At 41.8% G+C, this 21669-nt stretch carries 28 protein-coding genes; 3 read left to right on the plus strand and 25 right to left on the minus strand.

Translation table 11 applies throughout. The annotated features are described in order from the left end of the window. Positions 1-459: 459 nt before the first annotated feature. The 3 genes from JCM15074_RS09210 to JCM15074_RS09220 form a co-directional block, all read right to left on the minus strand. Positions 460-1671 (minus strand): 4Fe-4S binding protein, encoded by a 1212-nt coding sequence (locus JCM15074_RS09210; RefSeq protein WP_025820933.1) that lies wholly within the window; start codon positions 1669-1671, stop codon positions 460-462. 182 nt (positions 1672-1853) lie between these two features. Further along, the gene (locus JCM15074_RS09215; protein ID WP_025820934.1) at positions 1854-2507 is read right to left on the minus strand and encodes a DUF2959 domain-containing protein; all 654 of its coding nucleotides are present in this window, start codon (positions 2505-2507) and stop codon (positions 1854-1856) included. A gap of 25 nt (positions 2508-2532) precedes the next feature. Further along, the gene (locus tag JCM15074_RS09220) at positions 2533-2754 is read right to left on the minus strand and encodes a hypothetical protein (RefSeq protein WP_025820935.1); all 222 of its coding nucleotides are present in this window, start codon (positions 2752-2754) and stop codon (positions 2533-2535) included. Between the two features lie 90 nt (positions 2755-2844). Here JCM15074_RS09220 and JCM15074_RS09225 point away from each other — a divergent pair, with 90 nt between their 5' ends. From JCM15074_RS09225 to JCM15074_RS09235, 3 genes are read left to right on the plus strand one after another with little or no spacing between them, the layout of a single operon-like run. Continuing rightward, positions 2845-3771 carry a virulence factor BrkB family protein gene (locus tag JCM15074_RS09225; protein WP_025820936.1) on the plus strand — a complete coding sequence of 309 codons (927 nt, stop codon included), beginning with the start codon at positions 2845-2847 and terminating at the stop codon, positions 3769-3771. A 15-nt stretch (positions 3772-3786) separates the two neighbouring features. Then, on the plus strand, positions 3787-4227 hold the full coding sequence (gene dtd, locus JCM15074_RS09230; RefSeq protein ID WP_025820937.1) for a D-aminoacyl-tRNA deacylase: 441 nt from the start codon (positions 3787-3789) through the stop codon (positions 4225-4227). Between the two features lie 57 nt (positions 4228-4284). Then, positions 4285-4818, plus strand: coding sequence for a nucleotidyltransferase family protein (locus JCM15074_RS09235; protein WP_025820938.1), 534 nt, complete (start codon positions 4285-4287; stop codon positions 4816-4818). Here JCM15074_RS09235 and JCM15074_RS09240 read toward each other — a convergent pair. The 22 genes from JCM15074_RS09240 to JCM15074_RS21680 form a co-directional block, all read right to left on the minus strand. Further along, positions 4815-5564, minus strand: coding sequence for a hypothetical protein (locus tag JCM15074_RS09240; RefSeq protein ID WP_025820939.1), 750 nt, complete (start codon positions 5562-5564; stop codon positions 4815-4817). The two genes, JCM15074_RS09235 and JCM15074_RS09240, sit on opposite strands and share 4 nt — an antisense overlap. Before the next feature lies 1 nt (position 5565). Further along, on the minus strand, positions 5566-6804 hold the full coding sequence (locus tag JCM15074_RS09245) for a beta-ketoacyl-ACP synthase (RefSeq protein ID WP_025820940.1): 1239 nt from the start codon (positions 6802-6804) through the stop codon (positions 5566-5568). Beyond that, entirely contained in the window at positions 6801-7526 is a 726-nt protein-coding gene (locus JCM15074_RS09250; RefSeq protein WP_025820941.1) for a 3-ketoacyl-ACP reductase FabG2, read from the minus strand. The genes JCM15074_RS09245 and JCM15074_RS09250 overlap by 4 nt, the downstream gene beginning before the upstream one ends. Positions 7527-7538: 12 nt before the next feature. Next, positions 7539-8009 carry a hotdog family protein gene (locus tag JCM15074_RS09255; RefSeq protein WP_025820942.1) on the minus strand — a complete coding sequence of 157 codons (471 nt, stop codon included), beginning with the start codon at positions 8007-8009 and terminating at the stop codon, positions 7539-7541. Beyond that, positions 8010-9200: a beta-ketoacyl-[acyl-carrier-protein] synthase family protein gene (locus tag JCM15074_RS09260; RefSeq protein WP_025820943.1), complete on the minus strand. Its 1191-nt coding sequence runs from the start codon at positions 9198-9200 to the stop codon at positions 8010-8012. Between the two features lie 16 nt (positions 9201-9216). Beyond that, complete coding sequence (locus JCM15074_RS09265) at positions 9217-9810, minus strand: DUF3261 domain-containing protein (protein ID WP_025820944.1); 594 nt, start codon at positions 9808-9810, stop codon at positions 9217-9219. Next, on the minus strand, positions 9810-9986 hold the full coding sequence (locus JCM15074_RS25610) for a hypothetical protein (protein WP_373278895.1): 177 nt from the start codon (positions 9984-9986) through the stop codon (positions 9810-9812). Before JCM15074_RS25610 ends, JCM15074_RS09265 begins: the two co-directional genes overlap by 1 nt. A 62-nt stretch (positions 9987-10048) precedes the next feature. Beyond that, positions 10049-10231, minus strand: a complete 183-nt coding sequence (locus tag JCM15074_RS25615) for a hypothetical protein (RefSeq protein WP_373278896.1) — start codon at positions 10229-10231, stop codon at positions 10049-10051. Positions 10232-10509: 278 nt separating this feature from the next. Continuing rightward, positions 10510-12168, minus strand: coding sequence for an MMPL family transporter (locus JCM15074_RS21670; RefSeq protein WP_373278897.1), 1659 nt, complete (start codon positions 12166-12168; stop codon positions 10510-10512). Continuing rightward, positions 12158-12436, minus strand: coding sequence for a hypothetical protein (locus JCM15074_RS23550; protein ID WP_051536866.1), 279 nt, complete (start codon positions 12434-12436; stop codon positions 12158-12160). The genes JCM15074_RS21670 and JCM15074_RS23550 overlap by 11 nt, the downstream gene beginning before the upstream one ends. Before the next feature lie 59 nt (positions 12437-12495). Continuing rightward, entirely contained in the window at positions 12496-12840 is a 345-nt protein-coding gene (locus tag JCM15074_RS23555) for a LolA-like protein (RefSeq protein WP_051536867.1), read from the minus strand. Positions 12841-12843: 3 nt separating this feature from the next. Next, positions 12844-13269, minus strand: a complete 426-nt coding sequence (locus tag JCM15074_RS09280) for an acyl-CoA thioesterase (protein ID WP_025820945.1) — start codon at positions 13267-13269, stop codon at positions 12844-12846. Further along, positions 13266-14819: an HAL/PAL/TAL family ammonia-lyase gene (locus JCM15074_RS09285; RefSeq protein WP_025820946.1), complete on the minus strand. Its 1554-nt coding sequence runs from the start codon at positions 14817-14819 to the stop codon at positions 13266-13268. Before JCM15074_RS09285 ends, JCM15074_RS09280 begins: the two co-directional genes overlap by 4 nt. After that, a complete protein-coding gene (locus JCM15074_RS09290; RefSeq protein ID WP_025820947.1) occupies positions 14812-16512 on the minus strand; it encodes a glycosyltransferase family 2 protein in 1701 nt (566 codons plus the stop codon). The genes JCM15074_RS09285 and JCM15074_RS09290 overlap by 8 nt, the downstream gene beginning before the upstream one ends. Beyond that, a complete protein-coding gene (locus JCM15074_RS09295) occupies positions 16512-16868 on the minus strand; it encodes an ApeI family dehydratase (RefSeq protein WP_025820948.1) in 357 nt (118 codons plus the stop codon). The genes JCM15074_RS09290 and JCM15074_RS09295 overlap by 1 nt, the downstream gene beginning before the upstream one ends. Continuing rightward, positions 16861-18219 carry an AMP-binding protein gene (locus JCM15074_RS09300; RefSeq protein ID WP_025820949.1) on the minus strand — a complete coding sequence of 453 codons (1359 nt, stop codon included), beginning with the start codon at positions 18217-18219 and terminating at the stop codon, positions 16861-16863. The genes JCM15074_RS09295 and JCM15074_RS09300 overlap by 8 nt, the downstream gene beginning before the upstream one ends. Beyond that, the gene (locus JCM15074_RS09305; protein WP_025820950.1) at positions 18216-18761 is read right to left on the minus strand and encodes a COG4648 family protein; all 546 of its coding nucleotides are present in this window, start codon (positions 18759-18761) and stop codon (positions 18216-18218) included. Before JCM15074_RS09305 ends, JCM15074_RS09300 begins: the two co-directional genes overlap by 4 nt. Then, complete coding sequence (locus JCM15074_RS09310) at positions 18761-19009, minus strand: acyl carrier protein (protein WP_025820951.1); 249 nt, start codon at positions 19007-19009, stop codon at positions 18761-18763. Before JCM15074_RS09310 ends, JCM15074_RS09305 begins: the two co-directional genes overlap by 1 nt. An 8-nt stretch (positions 19010-19017) precedes the next feature. After that, complete coding sequence (locus JCM15074_RS09315; RefSeq protein ID WP_025820952.1) at positions 19018-19272, minus strand: phosphopantetheine-binding protein; 255 nt, start codon at positions 19270-19272, stop codon at positions 19018-19020. Continuing rightward, positions 19250-20071: a lysophospholipid acyltransferase family protein gene (locus JCM15074_RS09320; protein WP_025820953.1), complete on the minus strand. Its 822-nt coding sequence runs from the start codon at positions 20069-20071 to the stop codon at positions 19250-19252. The genes JCM15074_RS09315 and JCM15074_RS09320 overlap by 23 nt, the downstream gene beginning before the upstream one ends. Further along, positions 20061-20780 (minus strand): beta-ketoacyl synthase chain length factor, encoded by a 720-nt coding sequence (locus tag JCM15074_RS09325; RefSeq protein WP_025820954.1) that lies wholly within the window; start codon positions 20778-20780, stop codon positions 20061-20063. Before JCM15074_RS09325 ends, JCM15074_RS09320 begins: the two co-directional genes overlap by 11 nt. 264 nt (positions 20781-21044) lie before the next feature. Beyond that, positions 21045-21668 carry a response regulator transcription factor gene (locus JCM15074_RS21680; RefSeq protein ID WP_037469485.1) on the minus strand — a complete coding sequence of 208 codons (624 nt, stop codon included), beginning with the start codon at positions 21666-21668 and terminating at the stop codon, positions 21045-21047. Between the last annotated feature and the right edge of the window lies 1 nt (position 21669).

Below are 21669 nucleotides of genomic sequence, written 5' to 3' on the forward strand. Positions count from 1 at the left end.
TAATAGGTGGCTTATCGACTTAATGTAGGTATTGCATACCTACCTCGATGTAGGTCGCTAAATGTTCCAGACAATAGCGACATTCACCACATCCCTGTGGCTTGCCCCCGCTTCGCAACAAGTTGCTTCGCGCTACGTCTCATCTACATGCTGCGCATGTAGAGCGATGAAACTTCGCCCCCATGTGATAGGTCGATGATTGTTCCATTCATAATCGACACTTCCGCCGTCCCTGTGGCTTGCTCCTCAGCTTCGCAATAACTTACTTGGTATTAGACTCCATTACATATTGCTTATGTATTAATATCTCGCAGTACTTGAGCTATATATCTATTAATGGCGTATTTGATTAATCACATGCTTAATCTGTAATACTGGTTCTATGGTATTAGTTCTAGCTGAGGAAAAGTTTAAGGGAATAAAAGCCCTATCGAGTAGGGCTCTATTGATATGTGATGGTTACATGCCAATACGGTGTATATTGTGGAGTAAGTATTCGCGCATTTGCCATGGAGTTTGGCTATCCCAGAAGCCAAATAGATAGCTTATCAGTGGTAAGGCGAGTAGTAGTATAAGCAATAAGGCGATCAGGCCTTGTGGATTAAGCTGATAGCCATTCTTTAAGCGCAATCCTAGTGCTGCTTTTGATGGGCAAGCTGCTACGCAGCGTAAACAGGCTTGGCACTCATCGCTACGGACCGTGGTTTTTGTGTGTACGATAATGCCTGCAGGACAGGCTCTGGTACACTTATCACATTTCATGCCTTTTGATTCAATTAAACAATGGCTGCAATCACGTCTAATTTTCAAAGGACTTAAAAAGCTTAATAGACCAAGTAGTGCGCCATAAGGGCAAATATAGCGGCAGAAGCCTTGTTTACGCCAAGCGGCTAGCATCAATATGATGGCAAAGCCTGCTAATGTAATCAGCCCTGGTGCGACAAATAGCATAGCCATTTTTATATCGGCAATTTTGTTATATGGACTTTGCAGGTAACCAACTAAGCCTTGAGTTGGCATGCCCATCACAATATAGAGTAAGGCAAATAACAGTAGATATTTTATTGCTCGTAATGGCCAATCTAACCAGTTTGGTGGCCGGTATTCTTTACTAATAAAGCGCGTTCTTAGCTTGTAGAGATATTCTCCAAGTAGACCGAGTGGACAAGCCCAGCCACAAAATGCCCGTTTACATAATAGGCCGGTCAATAAGACGACCCCTAACATAACTGCAGCAGCAGGATGATGCGGATCAAAATAGCCCTGTTCGACGATAGCGCGTAATGAAATACCGCCTGCAATAGGCAGGAATGCATCAACTACATCAGGCCTTGTCACTATTGGAGTGAGTGCCATTTTCATCATGATGGTATTGATGCAGTACTGAATGGCAACGATAAATAGTGACAAACATAATAGATGCTGACATACGCTGCGGCAGGTATTGATTTTGGCATTAAACGGCCGCTGTTTATAACGGTAGTTAAGCAGGGCTAATATTGGTATTGCGATAGCCGCAGCGGTGAACATAACCATTGAGTTGGCAATAATAATAGCTGCAATTAAGGTTGCGGCAGCAATACCTGCGCCCCAACGTTTGCCACTCCAAAATAGTAAGCTAATGATATAGCTTAGTCCGATAAGTATCGTCAGTGATTCTATAAATGTCATTGCTAGTGTTAATCTTGTGTGTTTTGGGATAAGAGAAGTCTGAGCTAATTTAGTTCTATTGGATTGGCTGTTGTGTGGCAGAGATCGACTATTTAACTTTGGGTTATGATATTACAGGAGCTAGATCATATTTTGCTAAATGAAATAGAGCAGACCCACAATATGAGGTCTGCTCTATATGGCTATTTATTTTTATTGTCCATTGCAGCAATAAACTTATTTGATTCAGCAATTGAACGATTCATTTCAGCAATCAGTACGGTAATATCAGACTTCAAGCTGGTAAATTCACCTTTAATCGCCCCAATGGCTTGTGCATTTAGGTTGTGTTTCAAGTACAGCATATTATCTTTCATCGCTGTTAGCACGGGTTCCATTTTACTTTCAGAGCGACGCATACTACGGATTAATTGCTGGTAGTTACGGCGAGTTTCACGTAATTGGGTTTCACTGCTGCGACGTAAGCTTGCTTTACTGATTTGGCTAATTTCACCTTGCCATTCGTCAAATAGCGCTTCGGCTACATCTTCGACTTTATTAATTCGGTCGGTTAGATCCTCTGCTGAACTTTTAGCAGACTCATATTCATCCGTTGCTTTATTATAGGCATCTTCGAGATCGCCACCGTTATAATTGAGCAACGATTGCATCTCTTCAAGCGCACTGCTGAATTGCTTTTGGGCATCTTCTTGTGATTCCCGAGCGGCTTCGACACGATCAACCATAATATCGCGTTTATGGATGCCAACTTTTTCCATGGCGCCATAATAAGCACTCTGGCAGCCAGCTAGGCTGAGTGTTAGTCCAAGAATGATGGGAGTAATAATTTTTTTCATTGTAACTTCTTCCTATGGCTGTTTGCTAATCAGCTTTAAATTTTGCGGCGTCTATAATACTCCATAGATGGAATATTGCGGCAATGATTGCTGGCACAATTAGCCACCAAAAAAAGTAGCCTGTTACGGTAACGACAAAAAATCCAAGTGCGGGGAAAATACGTCCTTGAATTAATTGGCCAAGACCTGGGAAAAATAAACTAGCAATAGCGGCAATAACGTTGCCTGCGGAGCCTTGTTGTGACATTGTTTTACTCCTTAACACTTGTATCTGTATACGAGTTGGCTTTATTGTACGAACATACCTAATTTTTACCAACAACAACAAGAGATTCTAGTGAATAAACAGCTGATTTCTACTGATTTAAAACGCTTAGGCTTGTCTAGCTGGCACTTTTTACTGCATTTAAAGAGACGTTTAAACGAAGACCAGATCAATATTCGTGCTGGTCATTTAACTTATGTTACGTTGTTATCTTTAGTGCCAATTATTGCCGTTATGGTGTCGATGTTATCGGCATTCCCTGTATTTCAGGGGATCCGTGAACAAATTGAAAAGTTTATTTATCAAAACTTTTTGCCAGCAGCGGGTGATTCAGTACAAATATATATTAATCAGTTTGTGGGTAATGCTTCAAAAGGAACGGCAATCGGTATAGGTGCATTAATGTTAGTGGCTATTATGTTGATTTCAGCCATTGATAAATCACTTAACAGCATTTGGCGTACTACAGAATCTCGACCACTGGTGATCTCATTCTCTATGTATTGGATGGTGTTAACTTTAGGTCCAGTATTGATGGGGGCGAGTATTGCTGCCAGTTCTTATGTCATGTCGCTTAAACTATTTAATGATTCTCATATCTCGGGGGTGATGCCATTTATTGTGGCACGATTACCGTTCTTATTTTCGGTGGCCGCATTCTTGTTGCTTTATACGGTAGTGCCTATTAAGCGGGTTCGCTTTCTTCATGCCTTGCTTGGTGCTGTTGTTGCGGCATTATTGTTTGAGTTCACTAAAAAAGTATTTTCACTTTATATAACAATGTTCCCTAGCTATGAGGCTATTTATGGCGCATTAGCCGCTATTCCTATTTTATTTGTTTGGGTGTATTTGTCTTGGACGATTGTATTATTAGGGGCTGAAATTACTGCGGCAATGCCTGAGTATCTTGCAAGTTTAGATACTGAAAAGCATCAACATCTGCCTTTTTCAGAGGAACAAGTTGAGCCTAGCAACAGCACTAATGATAAATCAGTATAAATTCGGAGTTTGGGTGTGATTGGATTAATCCAGAGAGTAAAGCAAGCCAGTGTAACTGTAGATAATCAAGTCTGTGGTGCGATTGAACAAGGCTTACTGGTGTTACTTGGTGTTGAGCAAGGTGATGATTTAGAGAAGCTAAAAAAATTAGCCGACAAGATTATGAAGTACCGCATTTTTAGTGATGAAAACGGTAAGATGAATCTTAATGTGCAGCAGAACGGTGGTAAATTATTAGTGGTATCACAATTTACTTTGGCTGCTGATACTGAGCGAGGCTTGCGGCCTAGCTTTTCTGGTGCTGCGACGCCAAGCTTAGCTAATGAGCTCTATTTAGCATTTATAGAGTATTGTCGTAGCCAAGGTCTCGAAGTCGAGTGCGGTCAGTTTGCTGCAGATATGCAAGTGGCCTTAATCAATGATGGTCCGGTGACATTCCATCTGCAAGTGAAGTGATATTTTGATGATGAACGCCAAATTTGATTTGGCGTTTTTTTATGGGTCTTTGTTTTAATGAATAGCGTTTGCCAACTCATTAGCCATGATTTATGGCGTATGCAGCTATTAACTGCTGTTGCTCAGCTTGATTTACCGCAGGCCTTTATTGCTGCAGGATTTGTACGTAACTGTGTTTGGGATGCTTTACATGGTTATCAAACGAGTGCGTTAAATGATGTTGATGTTATTTTTTTTGATCAATCAGATATGGCTGATATGCGGCAGCATCAAGCGATGTTAGCTCTTCAAAGTGCTCACCCAAACGTCAAGTGGCAAATTAAAAATCAGGCATTGATGCATATTCGAAATGGTGACCCAGCTTATTCCGACTGTGAAGATGCGATGCGTTATTGGCCTGAACAAGAAACCGCAGTGGCTGTGCGTTTAAATGTAAATAATCAACTTGAATTATTAGCACCATTTGGCGTTGAAGGGCTATTAGCGGGTAAGCTTACACATAATGTTAGACGAGATATCAATCTTTTTTTAGAGCGAGTTGCGACCAAACAATGGATATTGCATTGGCCGCAACTTGAGCTTTGCTATTAATAATATTGCTTTAGATATTTTGAGACATATTTACGCAATTTTTTAGGTGCATCGCCCTGCGTAATTTGCTGCAAAGTGGCTTTATATTCAGGCTTTGAAGCACTGCCCAGTGCCTTCGCCATCCAGGCATAAGTATCAATCGCTAATTTATTATTGCCAAGCAGTGTTGGCTTAAGCAGTTGTTGATTGAGTAACGCTAATAGCTGTGGTTGATAAACACCATCATTATAAATTCGTTTAGCGGCTTGGCGTTTAAGCTCTAAGATATCGCTACGTAGCGCATTAGCTAGAATATTATCTGCTTGAGATAATTGCGCATCGTAATGTGCTTTATCATTCAGAATAGGGTTCCAAATCGCAAATTGATTTAAGTCCGTTAGTGCCGCTTCCGCATAACGTCTGATCTTTCTAGGGGCATCGCCTTCTGTAATATCAGTTAATTGCTGGCGATATTTTTCATTCCCCGAGTAGCCTAATGCTTTGATTAACCAAGCCGTGTCATCAATTTGATATTTATCACCTGTTTGTTGCAGACGAGACGTTATTTTGGACGAGATAATATCAAAAATAGCAGGATTGTTGATGCCAGACAGGTACAGTGATTGAATCGCTTTTTTCTGCTGAGCTATATTATTGGTTTGGAACATTTGTTGATATTGTTCGGTGCTATAGTGTGTTGCTGCAGAGGCATTATTTAACCCTACAAAACATAACGATAGAGCAAGAAGCAGTAGTCTCGTTTTCATATTATTCACCTTGAACATTCCATTTTTTAAAGATGAGTGAGGTATTAATGCCACCAAAGGCAAAGTTGTTACTCATAATATAATCGGTATCGATGGCACGAACTTCAGTTAAATAATCAAGCTTGCCACAGTCTGGATCAATTTCCGTTAAGTTTAAGGTTGGAATAAACCAGCCAGCATGCATCATCTCAATTGATAACCAAGCCTCTAAAGCACCACATGCGCCTAGTGTATGACCTGTGTAGCTTTTTAATGATGAAATTGGTGTCTGACTACCAAATACATTGAATGTCGCCGTTGTTTCGGCAATATCACCACGGTCTGTCGCTGTACCATGAGCGCTAATATAGCCAATCTTTTCAGGCGTAATCTCTGCGTCTTGCAGCGCTAATCTAATCGCTTGTTCCATCGTGGTTGCGTTAGGTTGGGTGACGTGTAAGCCGTCAGAGTTAGTACCAAAACCTATTACTTCTGCAATGATGGTGGCACCACGTTTTTGCGCATGTTCAAGCTCTTCCAGTACTAAGGTGCAGGCACCTTCACCAATTACTAAGCCATCACGATTTTTATCGAAGGGTCTTGGGCTTTCGCTCGGTGAATCATTTTTAGTGCTGGTGGCAAATAAAGTATCAAAGACAACAGCTTCGGTTGCACATAGCTCTTCTGCGCCACCTGCTAACATCAAATCTTGTTTGCCATATTTAATCGCTTCATAAGCATAGCCAATGCCTTGGCTGCCTGAGGTACATGCACTGCTAGTGGTATGTACGCGGCCTTTTAGCCCAAAAAACACCCCAACATTAACCGCAGTAGTATGTGCCATCATGCGAATATAGCTGGTGGCATTAATGCCAGTCATATCACCTGAACGCAACATATCGGCAAAACTGCAAATCGGATCTGTGCTACCAGTGGATGAGCCATAAGCGATACCCATAGCACCTGAGCTAATGATTGGATCGTCCAATAACCCAGCTTGTGTTAATGCTAATTCGCTGGCACGGGTTGCCATGAGCGAGACGCGTCCCATTGAGCGAACTTTTTTGCGGGTGTAATGTTTTGGTAATTCAAAATCAGTGACAGGGGCGGCAAGACGCGTATGTAAATCGTCATATTTATCCCACTCGTCCATACGCACAATGCAGTTTTCTAATGTTTGTAGTCGTTTGGCAATTGTTGGCCAGTCATGACCAAGTGAACTGATGCCACCCATACCGGTAATTACGACTCTACGGCTCATAACATGCCTCCATTCACAGAGATAACTTGGCGGGTAATATAGGCTGCATCATCTGACATTAAAAAACGTGCTAATGCAGCAATTTCTTCAGGTTTGCCCATACGGCGCATTGGTACTAATTGATTAACCATATCGGTTGGGAAGTCACTGACCATATCTGTTTCAATTAATCCAGGGGCGATGCAATTTACGCTAATTTTACGTTTTGCGAGTTCTAGCGACAGCGCTTTAGTTGCGCCAATAATGCCTGCTTTTGAAGCACAATAGTTGACTTGGCCACGGTTACCAGCAAGTCCTGATACTGAGGCTAGCGTAATAATTCGGCCACCTTTGCGACTTTGTACCATTGGCATTACGGTTGGGTGGATAACGTTATAAAAACCATCTAAGTTGGTGTGAATAACCCCATCCCATTCCTCTTCGGTCATCGCGGGAAAGGCGGTATCGCGGTTGATCCCTGCATTTAGGATTACGCCATAGTAAGCACCATGCTCGGCAATATCGGTTTCGATTGCAGCTTTAGCCGCTTGGCGATCGGCAATATCAAATTGTAAAAAACTGACCTGACGTTCAAGGTTACGTATCTCATTGGCACATGCTTCTGCCGCAGCCGTATTTTGATGGAAATGCAGGGCGATGTCGTAACCTGCTTTTGCTAGTGTGATAGCGATTGCTTTGCCTATGCCGCGGCTCGCGCCAGTGATTAATACTCTTTTAGACATATAGATTCTCCATCACACATTATCAGTGATATAAGCTTGGGTATCTTGTGGTTGAAATACGTTAACGTTAGCGCTAGCAATTAAGTCGTCTTGTTCGGTAATTTTACATTCAAATACTGCTAGACCACTCTCTTCTTGATAGAGGCGTTGCACATGGATTTGATAAATATGATCGAGTTGATATCGATTTTGATTTAATACTAATTTACGGCTGCCTAACAAGAAACCAAGTCGAATATCACGGTTAGCCTGTTTGGCTTCAATACCGGCTAATGCCGCGATTGTTTGCGCCATATATTCGATGCCAACATAGTTGGGTACGCCGTTTAAGGCATCATCAAAATAAGGGCTAGTCGCTTTAATCGTCACTTGTGCTGTGACGTGATCGGCTTGATAAGCAATTAACTTATCAATTAACACCATGGGCGCTCGATGAGGAATAAGATCTTCAATATTAAGTTGTTGTAGACTTTCGAAGGTCATTTACTGGCTTGCTCCGCGACAAAAAATAAGACTAGCGTTGCTGCCACCAAAGGCAAAAGAGTTACTCATTACGTAATTAAGTGGTTGAGATTGGCCTTGGCGAACAAGTGGAATAACAGGATTACGTGGGTCGTATATTTCATTTCCTGCTTGCGGTGGTAATAGGTTCTGCTCTGATTGGGTCAGCAATAGGTAGCAAAAAGCGGCTTCTAATGCACCAGCTGCCCCTAATGTGTGACCTGTTAATGGTTTGGTGGAGCTACATGCTGGGATTTGCTCAAAAACAGTATTGATGGCGCGGCTTTCCATGGCATCATTTTGCATGGTTGCAGTGCCATGCAGATTAATATAATCAATTGCCTGAGCTTGAATATCGGCGTCAACTAAAGCTTGTTGCATTGCTTTTATTGCGCCTAAGCCATCGGGATGTGGCGCTGAAATATGGTGAGCATCACTTGATTCTCCAATACCAGCTAGCATTACCTTGGCTGGTGTAGATGCCCGCTCTAAGGTAAATAGGGCGGCTGCTTCGCCAATATTTATGCCATCCCGTTCAGGACTAAAAGGTTTACATTGTGTCGCGGAAACAGATTCTAATGAATTAAAGCCATTCAGGGTTAATTTACATAGGCTATCGGCACCGCCGACAATCACCATGTCGCATAGATCTGCTTGTAATAAACGCTTTGCTGAAGCAAATACTTTGGCACTAGATGAACAAGCGGTCGAAATGGTGTAGTTGGGGCCACTTAACCCAAAATAGGCTTGTATAAATTGGCTACCATTGCCGAGTTCTTGCTGAGTGTAATGATAGCTTGCCGGCATTTCACCATGCTGCTTTTTGTACTGCAACGCATACTCACCATGGCTAATACCTGAGGTACTCGTCCCTAATACAACACCAATCCGATCTGTACCATATTGTTGTTTAGCTTGGTTCACGGCATCACTGATTTGCAATGCCGCTGCTAACAGTAAACGATTATTACGACAATCAAATAGACTGAGTGACTCAGGTAATGGTGGCAATGTTTGTTGAACTTGCCCGACCAAGGTTGCTTGTTCTGGGATCAGATCTTCACGCCAAACCATTGCACTGGTATCCGCTTGTGTTAATCGTGCTAACACTTGCTGGTGGTCATTTCCTAATGGACTACATAAGCCTAACTGTGTAATTGCTATTGATGTCATGGCGTTTGTCTTTAAGTTAATTCAGCGGAGTAAGCTGTAAAGTCAGCTTAGCTTGGTCAATTTTGAGCTGTACAGCTGATTGCCAATTAATTCTCTGATCGTAGTTAATCGAGATTAATGGACTATTGTGCGAAATTTGCGGCTGATTAGCAAAAACAGTTCGACACATTTGTTGCCCGCATGTTTGTTGTATTAGCTTCGCGCCACTCAAATGGTGACTAATATCAGATTCTGGCCAATAGATAAGTTGTAACAGTGCTAATAGATATTCAGCTTTAAACTTATCCCCGAGCAATACATTTTGTTCGCTTATTAATTGCTGACCATCATATCGCAAGGTAAATAATGGTCCGCCAATAGGGGCTAGTCCGACCACTGTGAGTGATTGTGGTGTGCTCTCAACTTGGATCAGCATTTGATGGCTGGCGCCAGCTTGAGTTAAGTTGGCTTGTAATGTGTGGCTGGCTGTTTGCGTTGCAACTAAAGGCGCTAAACAATAATTGACTTGGTGACCAAATGGCACACAAGTTTGCCGTTGCAGCAATTGTTGGCAACCGCTTAGCATCAATAAGCCAATGCAAATTATTAATATATTACGGAAAAAATGCATTATTGCTCCTGCATCGGTTTGGGGGCAAATAAACTCACCATGGGGGCTAATAAAAATGCGAATGCAATGCCTAATGCCAAGGTTAAACCAAAGGCATGAATGGCTTCCGTTTTACTAAAAGCCAATAATCCAAACGCTAGCAAGGTTGAGCAAGCAGACATAAATACAGCGAGCATCACAGCATCATTTTGCTTACTTTCAGCAAAAAAGAGACTGTAATCAACACCAATACCAAAAACTAAAATGAGGCGAGGGTATTAAACAAATTAATCGGTTCGCCAATGATACCTAGCCAAGCCAAACTCAGTAATCCTGCCAGTAGTGGAATTGCCGTCACAATCAGTGCCAATCGCCGCCCAAAACGTAAACTGAAAATTGCCCAAGCGCAGATTAATGCAAGCGCAAGCATAATAAGTGTCATATGTCTGAAGTGACCCATTACTTTGGATATATCACCGACTTTATCAACTAGCATGACATTAGGTATGGCATCAATACGCTGTTGTAATTGAGGTAATTGTTTTATACCGCCTAATAATACAATCGCGCCATATTGCGAATGGATAGCATTAGCGGGTAAATACAGTGGCGCAAGTTGCTGCCCTAACGGGCTTTTAAATAGTTCTGTCAGGGTGAGATAGTGGCCTTTCGCGGCTTGATATTGCTGTTGCAGTGGCGCGGCTAAATCCGTAGGTAACCCTAACTGAGCGAGAGTCTGTGTAGATTCTTACCATAGATATGTTGCTGTAGTTGATAATTATGTTGTTGCTGCTGCTGGCTCGGAATATAGCGAGCTAAGCTGACAAAATTACCAATTTCACCTTGTTGTTGAGCGCTATTTAACACTGGGGTTAATGCAGTTAAATGCTGTAATAATGCCTGTTCGGTTGCGCCTCTAACTAAAATAAATTGATTATCAGTACCGCCACTTAATAGTTGTCTCAGTTGGTTTTCAGATTGAGTTATTGACGCTGGGCTTTGTTGCAGTTGGCGAATATCATCATTACTGTGCAATTGGCTAATACCAACCACAATAAATAATGCCATAACTGGTACAAGATAACGGCCGACAGTTCGTGGGTTAGCCGGAATGATCCATTGCAGATAACGCTGCGCTAATGAGAGTTGCCATGTGGGCTGCGGTAATTTGCCATTGGCCAACAATGGATAGGCGAGAATTAAGGTTAAATAGGCGCCAATGAGTCCGCTACCACAAAAGACGGCGACTTGTTGCATCCCTGGAAATGGCGCTAAGCCCATCCCTAAATAGGCTAAAGCGCTAGTCAATAATGCCAAACTAATCGCAGGCAAAATTAAGCGAATAGTTCGACTGGCGCTAAAATTGGGCTGTGCTAGTCGTTCACAATAAAAATGGAAACTGTAATCGATGGCAATTCCGATAAGACTGGTACCAAACACTAAGGTGATGAGGTGAATTTCGCCAAAAATAACCAGTGTCATTACAACTGCAATCACTAACCCTGTACTAATGGTCAATAGTGCCATCAAGATTGGCATTGCCGAGCGGAATGTCAGCCATACCAGTAAAAACACACCAATTAATGAGATGCTGCCAATATTGCTGATCTCAGTTTTAGCGGTTTGCGTTGCTGCTTGGGCATGAAATAACGCGCCCGCTTTTAGAATATGAATCTCAGGATATTGCTGCTGTATCAGCTGTAATGCGTGGTTGATCACCGCAGATTGTGCTTGTTGTGCTTGTGGATTAAAGGCACTTTGTAATCCTTTCGCCATCACAATTGCAGCACTGTTCGTGCCCTCATGAGCCATCAAAATGCCATCAGTAATATTTAACCGCTGAGATTGAGCTAAAGCCTGAATATTGGCGGGATACAGTAATAGTGGATCCTGGCTTAATAATTGACTTGAGGCAAAACCAAAAGCGCTATAAAGCTGGCTTTGGGCGTGATTTATTAGCGGCGTTAAATCATTTTTAGCTAATGTTTGTTGTTGCTGCTGAGTCAATAAATTAAAACGGTAAGGGAAATAGAGTTTATTGATGCTGGTGGCAATGTCGTTATGGCCACTTTCAACTTGAGTAAAGACCTGCTTAGCTGCAGATAATTGCTGTATCAATAACTTAGCAGCGGCAATGGCATCTTGCTGCTTAGGGGAAACTAAGCCGAAATAAAGACGATCGGCCAATTGCGACTCGACTCGATCTAATGCGCTGTGGGTCAAACTATCTTGTTGTAAATGCGGTAGCATCGCCAAAATATCAGTTTGAATTTTGCCACCCTGTTGCCATTGCTGTATGCCAATAGCAACCAGCAGAAGTAACAGACTGATAAATATAATCAGTCTGTTACGTGCTGAGTCAAATGAACTAATGCGCATTCAATGCCTGCATTGGATTAAATAATGCGATTTCTGCTGGTGTTAAAGCTGAGCTGTGTAACTGTTTAAAGTCGATAATGGTTTTATCTTGCTGTGGCGAGATAATAGTTAATTGCTGCAGTTGCTGTTTACCCGACAGGATTAATTGTTTAAACGCCTTGGCTAATAGTGGATCCTTGGGCACTAAACCGAGTTGCCATTGTCCCGTTGTGCTCGGTTGTATATAGAGCTTAAATGATTGCTGCATTGCAGTAATATCACCGCTCAATAATGCTTTGATGACGTTTGGTAATAGTTGCGCAATTTGCGCACCAGCACCCGCTTGGTTTATTTCTGTTTTTTGCCATTGCTGCTGACTATCTTGCTATATAAAGCCGTTTTTGTCATCACTAAGCTATTGCGAAATGGACTAACTTGTTGCCAAACCATGCCATGTTGCTGGGCAAAGATAAATTTACCTTGGCTAATCAGTGGTTTGCTCAATACTTTTAAATAACGAGATTGAGTAAAGTCGCCACGAATTGGCAGCTTGATCGCCAGCTGTGATTTGAGTTGGCTAAGTTGCTGCGCCGTTGCAGGATGCTCAAATAGTGTTTGTTGGTGAGTTGCTGCAACACTCGTTTGCAGCATACTTAACAACAAGAATAAGCTAGCGAATAGTCGAATAAGCATATGCTATGCCTCTGCCAGTAGCGGTAAAATCTTAGCTTGAAAGACGGCTGGGGTGGTGAAGCACAGCTCTTGCGTTGCCATATCTACCGCCGCTTGAATGGTATAGCCTTTGGTTAAGCGGACTCCAGTTTGCGCATCTCTAACGACATAGTTAATTTTGAGCCGATTTTCCCATTCAACTAGATTGGCTATGACGATAATGGTTTGGTCAAAAGTGCTTGGCTTAACATATTTAAGTTGTAGATCGACTATCGGCCAAGCATAGCCAGATGACTGCATTTGATGATAGTTATAATCTAATTTGTCGAGTAGCTTACAACGGGCAATTTCAAAGTAACGCAAATAATTACCATGCCAAGTAATGCCCATTGAGTCTACATCATGAAATGGCACAACCATGGTCATTTCAGCGGTTAAAATTGCTTTCATTGACACACTTCCCATTGACCTTGCTGAATCTTTTCAATTGTTTGGCGTAGTACCATTTCTAATGGTCTATCTTCCGTTAAAAACTCAAAATCGTGGCGAACTTGTTCAAGCGTAGTCAGGAGCGATGGCGTTAATGAGGTTTCATCAAGCTGTCCTTGTTGCGTGCGTAGGGTTATGCCTTGGGTCATGGCTAACAGTGCTGCAGCCGCAACTTGTTCAGTTAGCTGTAATACGCGTAAGCAATCACGAGCTGAAATAGTGCCCATACTGACTTTATCTTGGTTGTGGCATTCGGTTGAGCGTGAAAATACACTGGCTGGCATGGTTTGTTTTAATGCTTCAGCTGTCCATGCTGATACGCCAATTTGTACCGCTTTAAAGCCGTGATTAATCGCTTTACGATCACCTGTTGCGCCAGATAAGTTAGCGGGTAGGCCATTGTTGAACTTAGGATCCATCACGAGTGCCATTTGACGATCCAATAGATCGGCAATGTTTGCTACTGCATTTTTCATGGCATCCATTGCAAACGCGATATGACCCCCATAGAAGTGACCACCATGCAGAATATGCTCACCTTCAGCATCGACAATCGGGTTATCGTTAGCACTGTTTAACTCAGTTTCAATGAACTGACGCATAAAAGGTAGTGCATCTTGTAATACTCCAATGATGTGTGGAGCACAGCGGATCGAATAACGATCTTGTAGACGATCTGAGTTACGAGGATGCACAGTATGATTGAGATCATCACGGATCCAAGTCGCAATTTGATTTTGACCCGGATGCGGTTTTACTGCAAACAGTAGTTTGTCGAAATGGTTTGAATTACCGCGTAATGTGAGCGATGCCATTGAGGTAATGCGGCTGGCTAATTTGGCAAGATATTGGGCACGCTCAAAAGCTAAGCAGGCAAGGGCGGTCATTACCGCGGTGCCATTCATTAATGCCAAACCCTCTTTCGGGCGCAGTTTTAATGGAGTGATATTGAGCTGTTTAAATACATCGCTACTGGCAACACGTTGGCCTTGATAAAATACATCGCGCTCACCGACTAATACACCAGCAAGATATGAGAGTGGCGTTAAATCACCACTGGCACCGACAGAACCTTCTTCAGGGATAACCGGCACAATATTGAGATTTAACAGCGTTTCAATACGCTGTAATAGTTCGTAGCTGACACCCGATTTTCCAATGGCAAGCGAACTTAAACGACATGCCATCACAGCACGAGCTTGGGCAATCGATAAAATATTCCCTAAACCACAGCCATGAAAACGGGTTAAATGTAGCGGTAATTGATCGACTAAATCAATGCCGACAGAGACTGTGCATGAGTCGCCATAGCCTGTGGTGACACCATAAACCACACCTTCTTCATGGAGCAGGCTATCAATAAAGTGTGCACCTTTTTGAATATAGTTTTTATATTCATCACTGTCGCAAAGTTTAACTTTAGCGCCGTTAGCAATCGCAACCACCTGTTCTAACGTTAACGCTTGCTGGCCAAATGTAATCAGGTCGGTGCTGCTATCTGTGTTATTCATTATTGGAACTCTTACTGTTATGGCGGTCATGACTAGCGTCTTGCTGCCAGAAATCGAAAAAATTAAACCATTGCAACGGTGCCGCTTTAGCAAAATGTTCTAAGCGTTGGCTATATTCAATGACAGCCTGTTCAAGCCGCTGCATACGACCTTGCCTTGGGCCTTTTAATGTTTGGCTAAAATGCTGCAGATGAACATGATAGCGTCCCTGTTGTTTTAAACAGAACATGCTAAAAACAGGGCAATCTAATAAGCCTGCAAGAATAAATGGCCCTTGTGGGAATGGTGCTATGCGTCCCATAAATGGGGCGTAAATGACTCGTTCGTGGCTGCTGGCTGATGTGCGATCACAAGCGATAACCACTAATTCGCCTTGCTCGATTTTTTGTTTTAGTAGTATCGAGGTACTTGGTCCAAGATCAGTGACTTGGATTAAGTTCAGGCTGCTATTAGGATTCAGTTGAGTCAGTACCTTATTAAAGTTTTCAGCATGTTTGGTTAATACCATGACATTTATTTTAAATGGCGATTGGTTAACTGATATAGCGCGGCATAGCTCAATATTGCCCAAGTGCGATACTAAAATGACGGCGCCTTGCTTTTGCTCTAATAGGTTCAGTAGAAGGTGGCGATCAGGGTACTCAACTTGATCCAGTTTAATCCGATTACACCATGCATCCATTCTGTCTAACGCGGCATGACCAAAACTTAAAAAGTGCTGTAAACCATCGCGCCAACTCAGTGTTGTGCTTAAATCGGGATGGTTAGGTTCAAGCTGTTTGACTGTCTGTAAAAAATCTTGTGATGCTAATCTGGCTTGGCGGCCAGTGAAAAAGAAATAACAGATCACTGGATACATAATCGCGCGGCATAAGCCATAACCACCAATACGGTAGCTACTCGCCAATAATTTTATGCCCCAATAACTGCCACGCTCTTTGATATTGGACCAATGCTCGGCAGTTTGTTTGCGTCTAATCAATAATTTGGGGATTCTTGCCAACATGCCGAAAAATAAGCGAGTGTGTAGCGCACTGATCCTAAGATTGTCTTTTAATCCTTGGAAATGACTGATGCCACCTTCAGGATAAATAACCTTAGTTGGTACATGAATCACTGCGCAGCCTTGCCAATAGAGTTTGACTAAAATTTCAATATCAAAATCCATACGCTCAGTTAATAACTCTTGGCTAAGTAGCGCTTCAGTTGCGGCGAGTGGATAGACTCTAAAGCCACACATTGAATCTTGGATCTCAAAACTTAAGGTTTCAACCCACACCCAAAAATGGGTGATATAACGGCCATAAAGCCGACCCTTGGGGATAGATTCATCATAAATGGGTTTGCCAGAAATAACCGCTTCTGGATGGTTTTGTGCAGCCGTTATCATGGCTGGAATATCGGCTAAATTATGTTGGCCATCAGCATCAATTTGTAGCGCATGGGTATAACCATCTTGATAAGCTTGTCTCAGTCCTGTCATTACCGCCGCGCCTTTACCACGGTTGTAGGGATGACGAATGAGTGTTACCCACGAATATTGTTGTTCGAGTTGGCTCAATAACTGTTGAGTCTCGCCATTACTGCCATCATCAATGAGATAACAGCTCAGCTCAAGTTGGGCTAATTGTGCCAATGTTTGCGCAATGGCATCTTGATGATTGTAGTTTGGGATGACTAAAGCTAAGCGCATTAGCAAGCGTCCTTGATAACGATACGACCAGATGCAAAACGTTGTTCATCTTGATGATAGCTAAATATCATTTTGCCTTTATGGGGTTGATGTTCAATGGTCAATTGTACTTCCATGTTAGGTAACAATAGTTGTTGAAACTTGAGCACTTCGAGTTGTGCTACCTCAATGGGGTAGCCATAGGTTTGACAACCTAAGCGTACCGCCCAATCAAGCTGAGTCACACCTGGTAAAATTGGCTGCTGCTGAAAATGACCATTAAATGAGGGCGAGTTAGCATCAATAAATAGCGTCCAAGTGGTGCTATTTTCTGACGTATTAGTCGCTAAAATGGTCGGTAAACAAGATTTAATCATGATTAAATAGCTCGATGAGTTCTTGAGTAATACGTTTGCCCTGACTGTTTATCGGTAACAGTTCAGGATAGCGCCAGCGTTTGGGTAAGGTGATCCGCTCAAACTCATTTAAAAGAAATTGTTTAAAGGCATTATTGACAAACAACTTACCTTTTTTTGCCAAAATATCATCACCTTCTGCTGATAATTCAACAACCGCAGCTAGTTGTGGTTTGGGTTGACTGAGCAAGACTACCGCCGCTTGATTGACCCAAATGTGTTGGCTTAACTTGAGTTCCATTTGTGGTAGTGAGACGCGCTTTTCTTCAATTTTAACGATTCGGTCTAAGCGTCCTGCTAATAAAAACTGGCCATTAGCTTGTAGTTTAATTTTATCATCACACCGAATTTGCTGACTATCGCTGAGGTAAGGAGATTGCAACAATAAGGCGCCATCATCATCAGCATCGACTTTGACATCACTAAAGGGTTGCCAAGTCTGCTGTGGATTAAATTGTTTACGATAAGCGATACCGCCAGTTTCAGTACTGCCGAATACCTCGGTCGGTAATTGCCCATAGCACTGAGCAACGGCTTGCGCTTGTTCAAAACTTAAGGGGCCACCAGAGCTAAAGATTAAACTAGGGCAGTGTTGCTGGGCTTGAAAATCAAGCGCCGCGGGTAAGCGAGATAATTGTGCTGGGCTACTGATTAAACATAGATGAGGCATCAGCGCCATGTAGTAGCTGAGGTTTTCAGGGTATTCAATTTGCTCGCTTAAAAAAGCTCGACCTGCCGCTAAAGGCCACAAAACCTTAAACAATAACCCATAAATATGCTGGTGGGATACCGTTGCAATTACGCTGCACTGCGGTAATTTATCGGCAAATGTTCGCTCTAGTGTACTGACCTCATTATCAAGCTGGCTTAAGGTTTTATTAATCGCTTTTGCTTGACCGCTGCTACCAGAGGTAAATAACTGTAGTCGCCCTAGTTGCTTGGTTTGTGGCCATGGCTGTTTAGGGTAATTAATTTCCATATTTAGTAGCAGGTGTGGATTGCTCGATAAGATTTCATCTGTGACGATTAATTCAAAATGCGGTTGCAATTGCGCTACTGTACCTGCTTGAGTATTGGCAGGAAGCACAAGGGTTTTACCTGCTAATAAGGCAGCGCATAAACCGACTGCAAAAGTCGCACTATTATCACTTGCTAATAAGATACGCTGCGCAGGATGCGCGGCTAATAGTTGTTGATAATGGCTGACTTGAGCACAAAAAACATCACCAGTAATAATGTCGTGATGATTAAAACTGATCAGTTGTTGTGGCTTCGGCCCTTGTTGTAACCATTTTAAAAGTAGCTGAGTCATTGCTTTATCCACAATTTACGATAGAGCCATTCACCTGCAAACAGGCACCCCATTAATAGGTAGGCAATTAAGCCGTTATAAAGCGTCCAAGTGGCGAGACTAGTAAAGATTGCAGTGTAGGCTGCCATACTGCCATTTATAATAAATAATGCACACCAAATTAAGGTGACTTTTCGCAGGTAAGGTATTGCTTCTGCAGGCAATTCAGCATGCTTTAAGCGTGCGAACTTTTCAATCATGCTGGGACCATTGACTAAGGAACTCGCAAATAAAAACAGCATAGTCACATTAATTACGATTGGATAAAATAATAACCAGTCATGTCTTTTGGCGACAAAGCTGCCAAGTGTGAGGCCGATACCGACAATCATGGGTAAAAGCATGCTCCGTAGTGCCTGCTTTTGTAAGACTAAACGCACGACTAATAAACCGCATAACAGTAATGCGGTTGTACCAGCCGGTAGATAATTTAAGCCAAAATAAACTGCTAATGGATAAGCGAGTAGTATTAGTCCAGTAATGATTTGCAGCATGACGCGCATTAGTCTTTAATCAAACCTTCAATCGCATTCACTACATCATTAACGGTACGTACTGATTTAAACTCTTCGGGTTTAATCTTTTTACCTGTCATTTGCTGTAATTTAATGACTAAATCAACTGCATCAATACTGTCCAGATCCAATTCTTCATATAAAGATGCTTCTGGCGTAATCGCTTCTGGCTCAATTTCAAATTCTTGTTCTAGAATTTGACGAAGCATGGCAAGGATTTGTTCACGATTTTCCATAATTGCCTCTAAGCGCGTTGTGATTCAATAAAACTTGCAAGCGTAGCAACACTATAGAAGTGTGCTTTAGTTGTTTCTGAATTGGCTTCAATTTTGACATCAAATTGCTTTTTAATGGCTAAGCCTAATTCTAAAGCATCGATTGAATCTAAACCTAAGCCATCGCCAAATAGCGCGGCATCAGTATCGATATCATCAACTGTGACATCTTCAAGGTCTAAGCTATCAATAATAAGTTGTTTAATTTGAGTATTTAGAGTCATAATTATTTTCTAGTTGTTGTTTATAGAAGTTTTCCATATCCCTTGTCAGGACTCTGGCCATTTTTGATTCACTATTTTCTTGCTTATAGTCTTTATAATTAAAAGAGTTACCAATATCGATTGTCATTGTAATGGTTTGTCTTGGTATATCGTACCAAGGTTGCTGTTTGCTCAAACCTATAGTGTCAGTATGTAATACTACGGGCAACATATCAAAACCAGTTCGTAGGGCAATATTAGCGGCGCCTCTGGCAAAAGGATTGATTTTACGGCCATGTAAGGTACGTGTTCCCTCAGGAAAAATAATTAAGTTAGCCCCAGTTGTAAGTACATGCTCACAATCTTTAATGAGCATTTCTGCCCCCAGATTTGGAATATATCCCGCACGTGAGACCACTCCACGTAAAAATGGGTTACGCCATAACCCTTGTTTAACAATACAACTGGCATTGGGAATAAGGCTGATTAAAATGACCACATCAACTAACGTTGGATGATTGGCTATTATCACTCTGCTCTGGCATTTTTTGAGTAAATCCGCTTGTTGTACATTAACCTTAATTACGCCAGCCCATGCCAGCATAGCCACAAAACCTTTAAACATTTGATGCACTGCATATTGAACACGCTTGTTTTTTTGCTGCGTGCTACCGGGCCATAAACGTAATAGAGGCAATATGGTGATGGAAATTAACAAGCCACCTAAACCAAAAAAAATGTAACACAACACACCCGCAAGCCAACGTGGCCAGTAACTTAAACCAGTTAAGTAAGGGGCTGGTTGATAACTAAGCTGCAACGTTAAGCTCCCAATACCACTCTTTGATGATGCCTTTTACCGATTTTTTAGTGGCAATGGCATATAACAGCTGTTCAATATCGAGTGGCTTAGCGGTTTGGGGTATTTTATCCGTAAGCTTTAACGTGATTGGGCTCGATGGCGTTGCTGTTGCTAATTGCCATGCAAATGCGAGTGGCAATTGTGGTTCATCAACATAAGGACTAAATATGGGCGGGACAGGATCATCACCATAAACAAATAAGATTGGTTCATCTTTGTCTATTAGTTGTGCGTATGCTTCTATCATTGCTTGCGGTAGCGTTTGTTCACCTGCTGCTATTGATGTCACAGCACAGTGATTCTGGGTCAAAATAGTAAAAATGCCGCTAGCAGTATTATGTACGGATTGGCTGAAACCAATGGGTGATAGTGCTTCATCAGCAATCACATCTTCAAGTAGACCAATAGTACGATTTAACTCGCCATGTCGGGATGAAAAAATCGAGCGAGTCTGCGGGCTCACATCCGCTTCAAGCGCTACCGTTAACATCATTTTGGTAAGACGACTATAGCGACGGCGCTGCATTGCAGGTACTTGAGATAATGTTGGGCTGGTTGAATTATTGATATCGACATCGTGATTATTGGGTTGAATAAGCCAATCATCTGCCGTGGGTTTTGATGGCGACCATGCACTCCAAGACAGTATGCTATATGTCAATTGCATTCAGTGAGCCTCTAAAATTCCATTCATTGATTAATGATTACGCCATAAGACTGAAATTCTCATCATTTAAGTCTTACTATTCAAGTAGCTGTACAGTTTACCTTATTTGACCCACTTGATTGAAGTATGTCGAAGCTGATTACAAATATTTACTTTATTTGTGCTAATTGGGTAAATGTTTGGATAGTGTAAATACTTTACTTGAAACCATTAAGTTAAAATAGTTAATTTAGTGTCTTTTCGTGTATAAAATGCCCTGCTAATTTATTGTTGGTTGAATATATTGCATGCTTGGGTTCTGTTGGTCACACCCAGTTTATCGAAAATAGCTGTGATGTGATTTTTAACGGTATTTTCTGAAATATTCAATAAATCAGCAATGTTTTTATTGGCATGACCATTTGAGATTAAATGTAATACTTTAAATTGTGAAGGTGTAAGTGAACTTAACCTATCTAACTCTGCCGAGATGTGATTTTTTTGGTACATAGTGGTGTTGGGGTATTGGTAATATCCTGAGAGCATTTCCATGATTGCGGTGACTAATTCATTTACATCAATGGATTTAGAGATAAAGTCAGATGCTCCAGATTCTAAGCACTTCATTCTAATATCAATCGTATCATGCGCGCTAAGTACTATAATTGGCAATTCTGGATAGCGTTTTCTGATATAGAATAATCCCGTTTCACTGGTGGCTCCAGGCATGCGTAGATCCATAATTAATAAGTCAATATCATCTCCATCATTATCTAAAACAGAAAATAACGCTAAATAATTATTTGCTGCTTGTATATAAACATTGGGTTGCTGCTTAATTATGGCCGCCTCCAATCCCTCTAGAAACATAGGATGGTCATCCGCAATTATAATTTTACTTTCTGACATG

Origin of the sequence: Shewanella marina JCM 15074 (genome assembly GCF_000614975.1) — a bacterium.
In the GTDB taxonomy this organism is placed as follows: Bacteria; Pseudomonadota; Gammaproteobacteria; order Enterobacterales; family Shewanellaceae; genus Shewanella; species Shewanella marina.

What these genes read in the sequence shown, in the direction of transcription:
- JCM15074_RS09210 (WP_025820933.1), bottom strand. Translation starts at nt 1,671, where the DNA reads ATGACATTTATAGAATCACTGACGATACTTATCGGACTAAGCTATATC.
- JCM15074_RS09215 (WP_025820934.1), bottom strand. Translation starts at nt 2,507, where the DNA reads ATGAAAAAAATTATTACTCCCATCATTCTTGGACTAACACTCAGCCTA.
- JCM15074_RS09220 (WP_025820935.1), bottom strand. Translation starts at nt 2,754, where the DNA reads ATGTCACAACAAGGCTCCGCAGGCAACGTTATTGCCGCTATTGCTAGT.
- JCM15074_RS09235 (WP_025820938.1), top strand. Translation starts at nt 4,285, where the DNA reads ATGAATAGCGTTTGCCAACTCATTAGCCATGATTTATGGCGTATGCAG.
- JCM15074_RS09240 (WP_025820939.1), bottom strand. Translation starts at nt 5,564, where the DNA reads ATGAAAACGAGACTACTGCTTCTTGCTCTATCGTTATGTTTTGTAGGG.
- JCM15074_RS09245 (WP_025820940.1), bottom strand. Translation starts at nt 6,804, where the DNA reads ATGAGCCGTAGAGTCGTAATTACCGGTATGGGTGGCATCAGTTCACTT.
- JCM15074_RS09250 (WP_025820941.1), bottom strand. Translation starts at nt 7,526, where the DNA reads ATGTCTAAAAGAGTATTAATCACTGGCGCGAGCCGCGGCATAGGCAAA.
- JCM15074_RS09255 (WP_025820942.1), bottom strand. Translation starts at nt 8,009, where the DNA reads ATGACCTTCGAAAGTCTACAACAACTTAATATTGAAGATCTTATTCCT.
- JCM15074_RS09260 (WP_025820943.1), bottom strand. Translation starts at nt 9,200, where the DNA reads ATGACATCAATAGCAATTACACAGTTAGGCTTATGTAGTCCATTAGGA.
- JCM15074_RS09265 (WP_025820944.1), bottom strand. Translation starts at nt 9,810, where the DNA reads ATGCATTTTTTCCGTAATATATTAATAATTTGCATTGGCTTATTGATG.
- JCM15074_RS25610 (WP_373278895.1), bottom strand. Translation starts at nt 9,986, where the DNA reads ATGCTCGCTGTATTTATGTCTGCTTGCTCAACCTTGCTAGCGTTTGGA.
- JCM15074_RS25615 (WP_373278896.1), bottom strand. Translation starts at nt 10,231, where the DNA reads ATGACACTTATTATGCTTGCGCTTGCATTAATCTGCGCTTGGGCAATT.
- JCM15074_RS21670 (WP_373278897.1), bottom strand. Translation starts at nt 12,168, where the DNA reads ATGCGCATTAGTTCATTTGACTCAGCACGTAACAGACTGATTATATTT.
- JCM15074_RS23555 (WP_051536867.1), bottom strand. Translation starts at nt 12,840, where the DNA reads ATGCTTATTCGACTATTCGCTAGCTTATTCTTGTTGTTAAGTATGCTG.
- JCM15074_RS09280 (WP_025820945.1), bottom strand. Translation starts at nt 13,269, where the DNA reads ATGAAAGCAATTTTAACCGCTGAAATGACCATGGTTGTGCCATTTCAT.
- JCM15074_RS09285 (WP_025820946.1), bottom strand. Translation starts at nt 14,819, where the DNA reads ATGAATAACACAGATAGCAGCACCGACCTGATTACATTTGGCCAGCAA.
- JCM15074_RS09290 (WP_025820947.1), bottom strand. Translation starts at nt 16,512, where the DNA reads ATGCGCTTAGCTTTAGTCATCCCAAACTACAATCATCAAGATGCCATT.
- JCM15074_RS09295 (WP_025820948.1), bottom strand. Translation starts at nt 16,868, where the DNA reads ATGATTAAATCTTGTTTACCGACCATTTTAGCGACTAATACGTCAGAA.
- JCM15074_RS09300 (WP_025820949.1), bottom strand. Translation starts at nt 18,219, where the DNA reads ATGACTCAGCTACTTTTAAAATGGTTACAACAAGGGCCGAAGCCACAA.
- JCM15074_RS09305 (WP_025820950.1), bottom strand. Translation starts at nt 18,761, where the DNA reads ATGCGCGTCATGCTGCAAATCATTACTGGACTAATACTACTCGCTTAT.
- JCM15074_RS09310 (WP_025820951.1), bottom strand. Translation starts at nt 19,009, where the DNA reads ATGGAAAATCGTGAACAAATCCTTGCCATGCTTCGTCAAATTCTAGAA.
- JCM15074_RS09315 (WP_025820952.1), bottom strand. Translation starts at nt 19,272, where the DNA reads ATGACTCTAAATACTCAAATTAAACAACTTATTATTGATAGCTTAGAC.
- JCM15074_RS09325 (WP_025820954.1), bottom strand. Translation starts at nt 20,780, where the DNA reads ATGCAATTGACATATAGCATACTGTCTTGGAGTGCATGGTCGCCATCA.
- JCM15074_RS21680 (WP_037469485.1), bottom strand. Translation starts at nt 21,668, where the DNA reads ATGTCAGAAAGTAAAATTATAATTGCGGATGACCATCCTATGTTTCTA.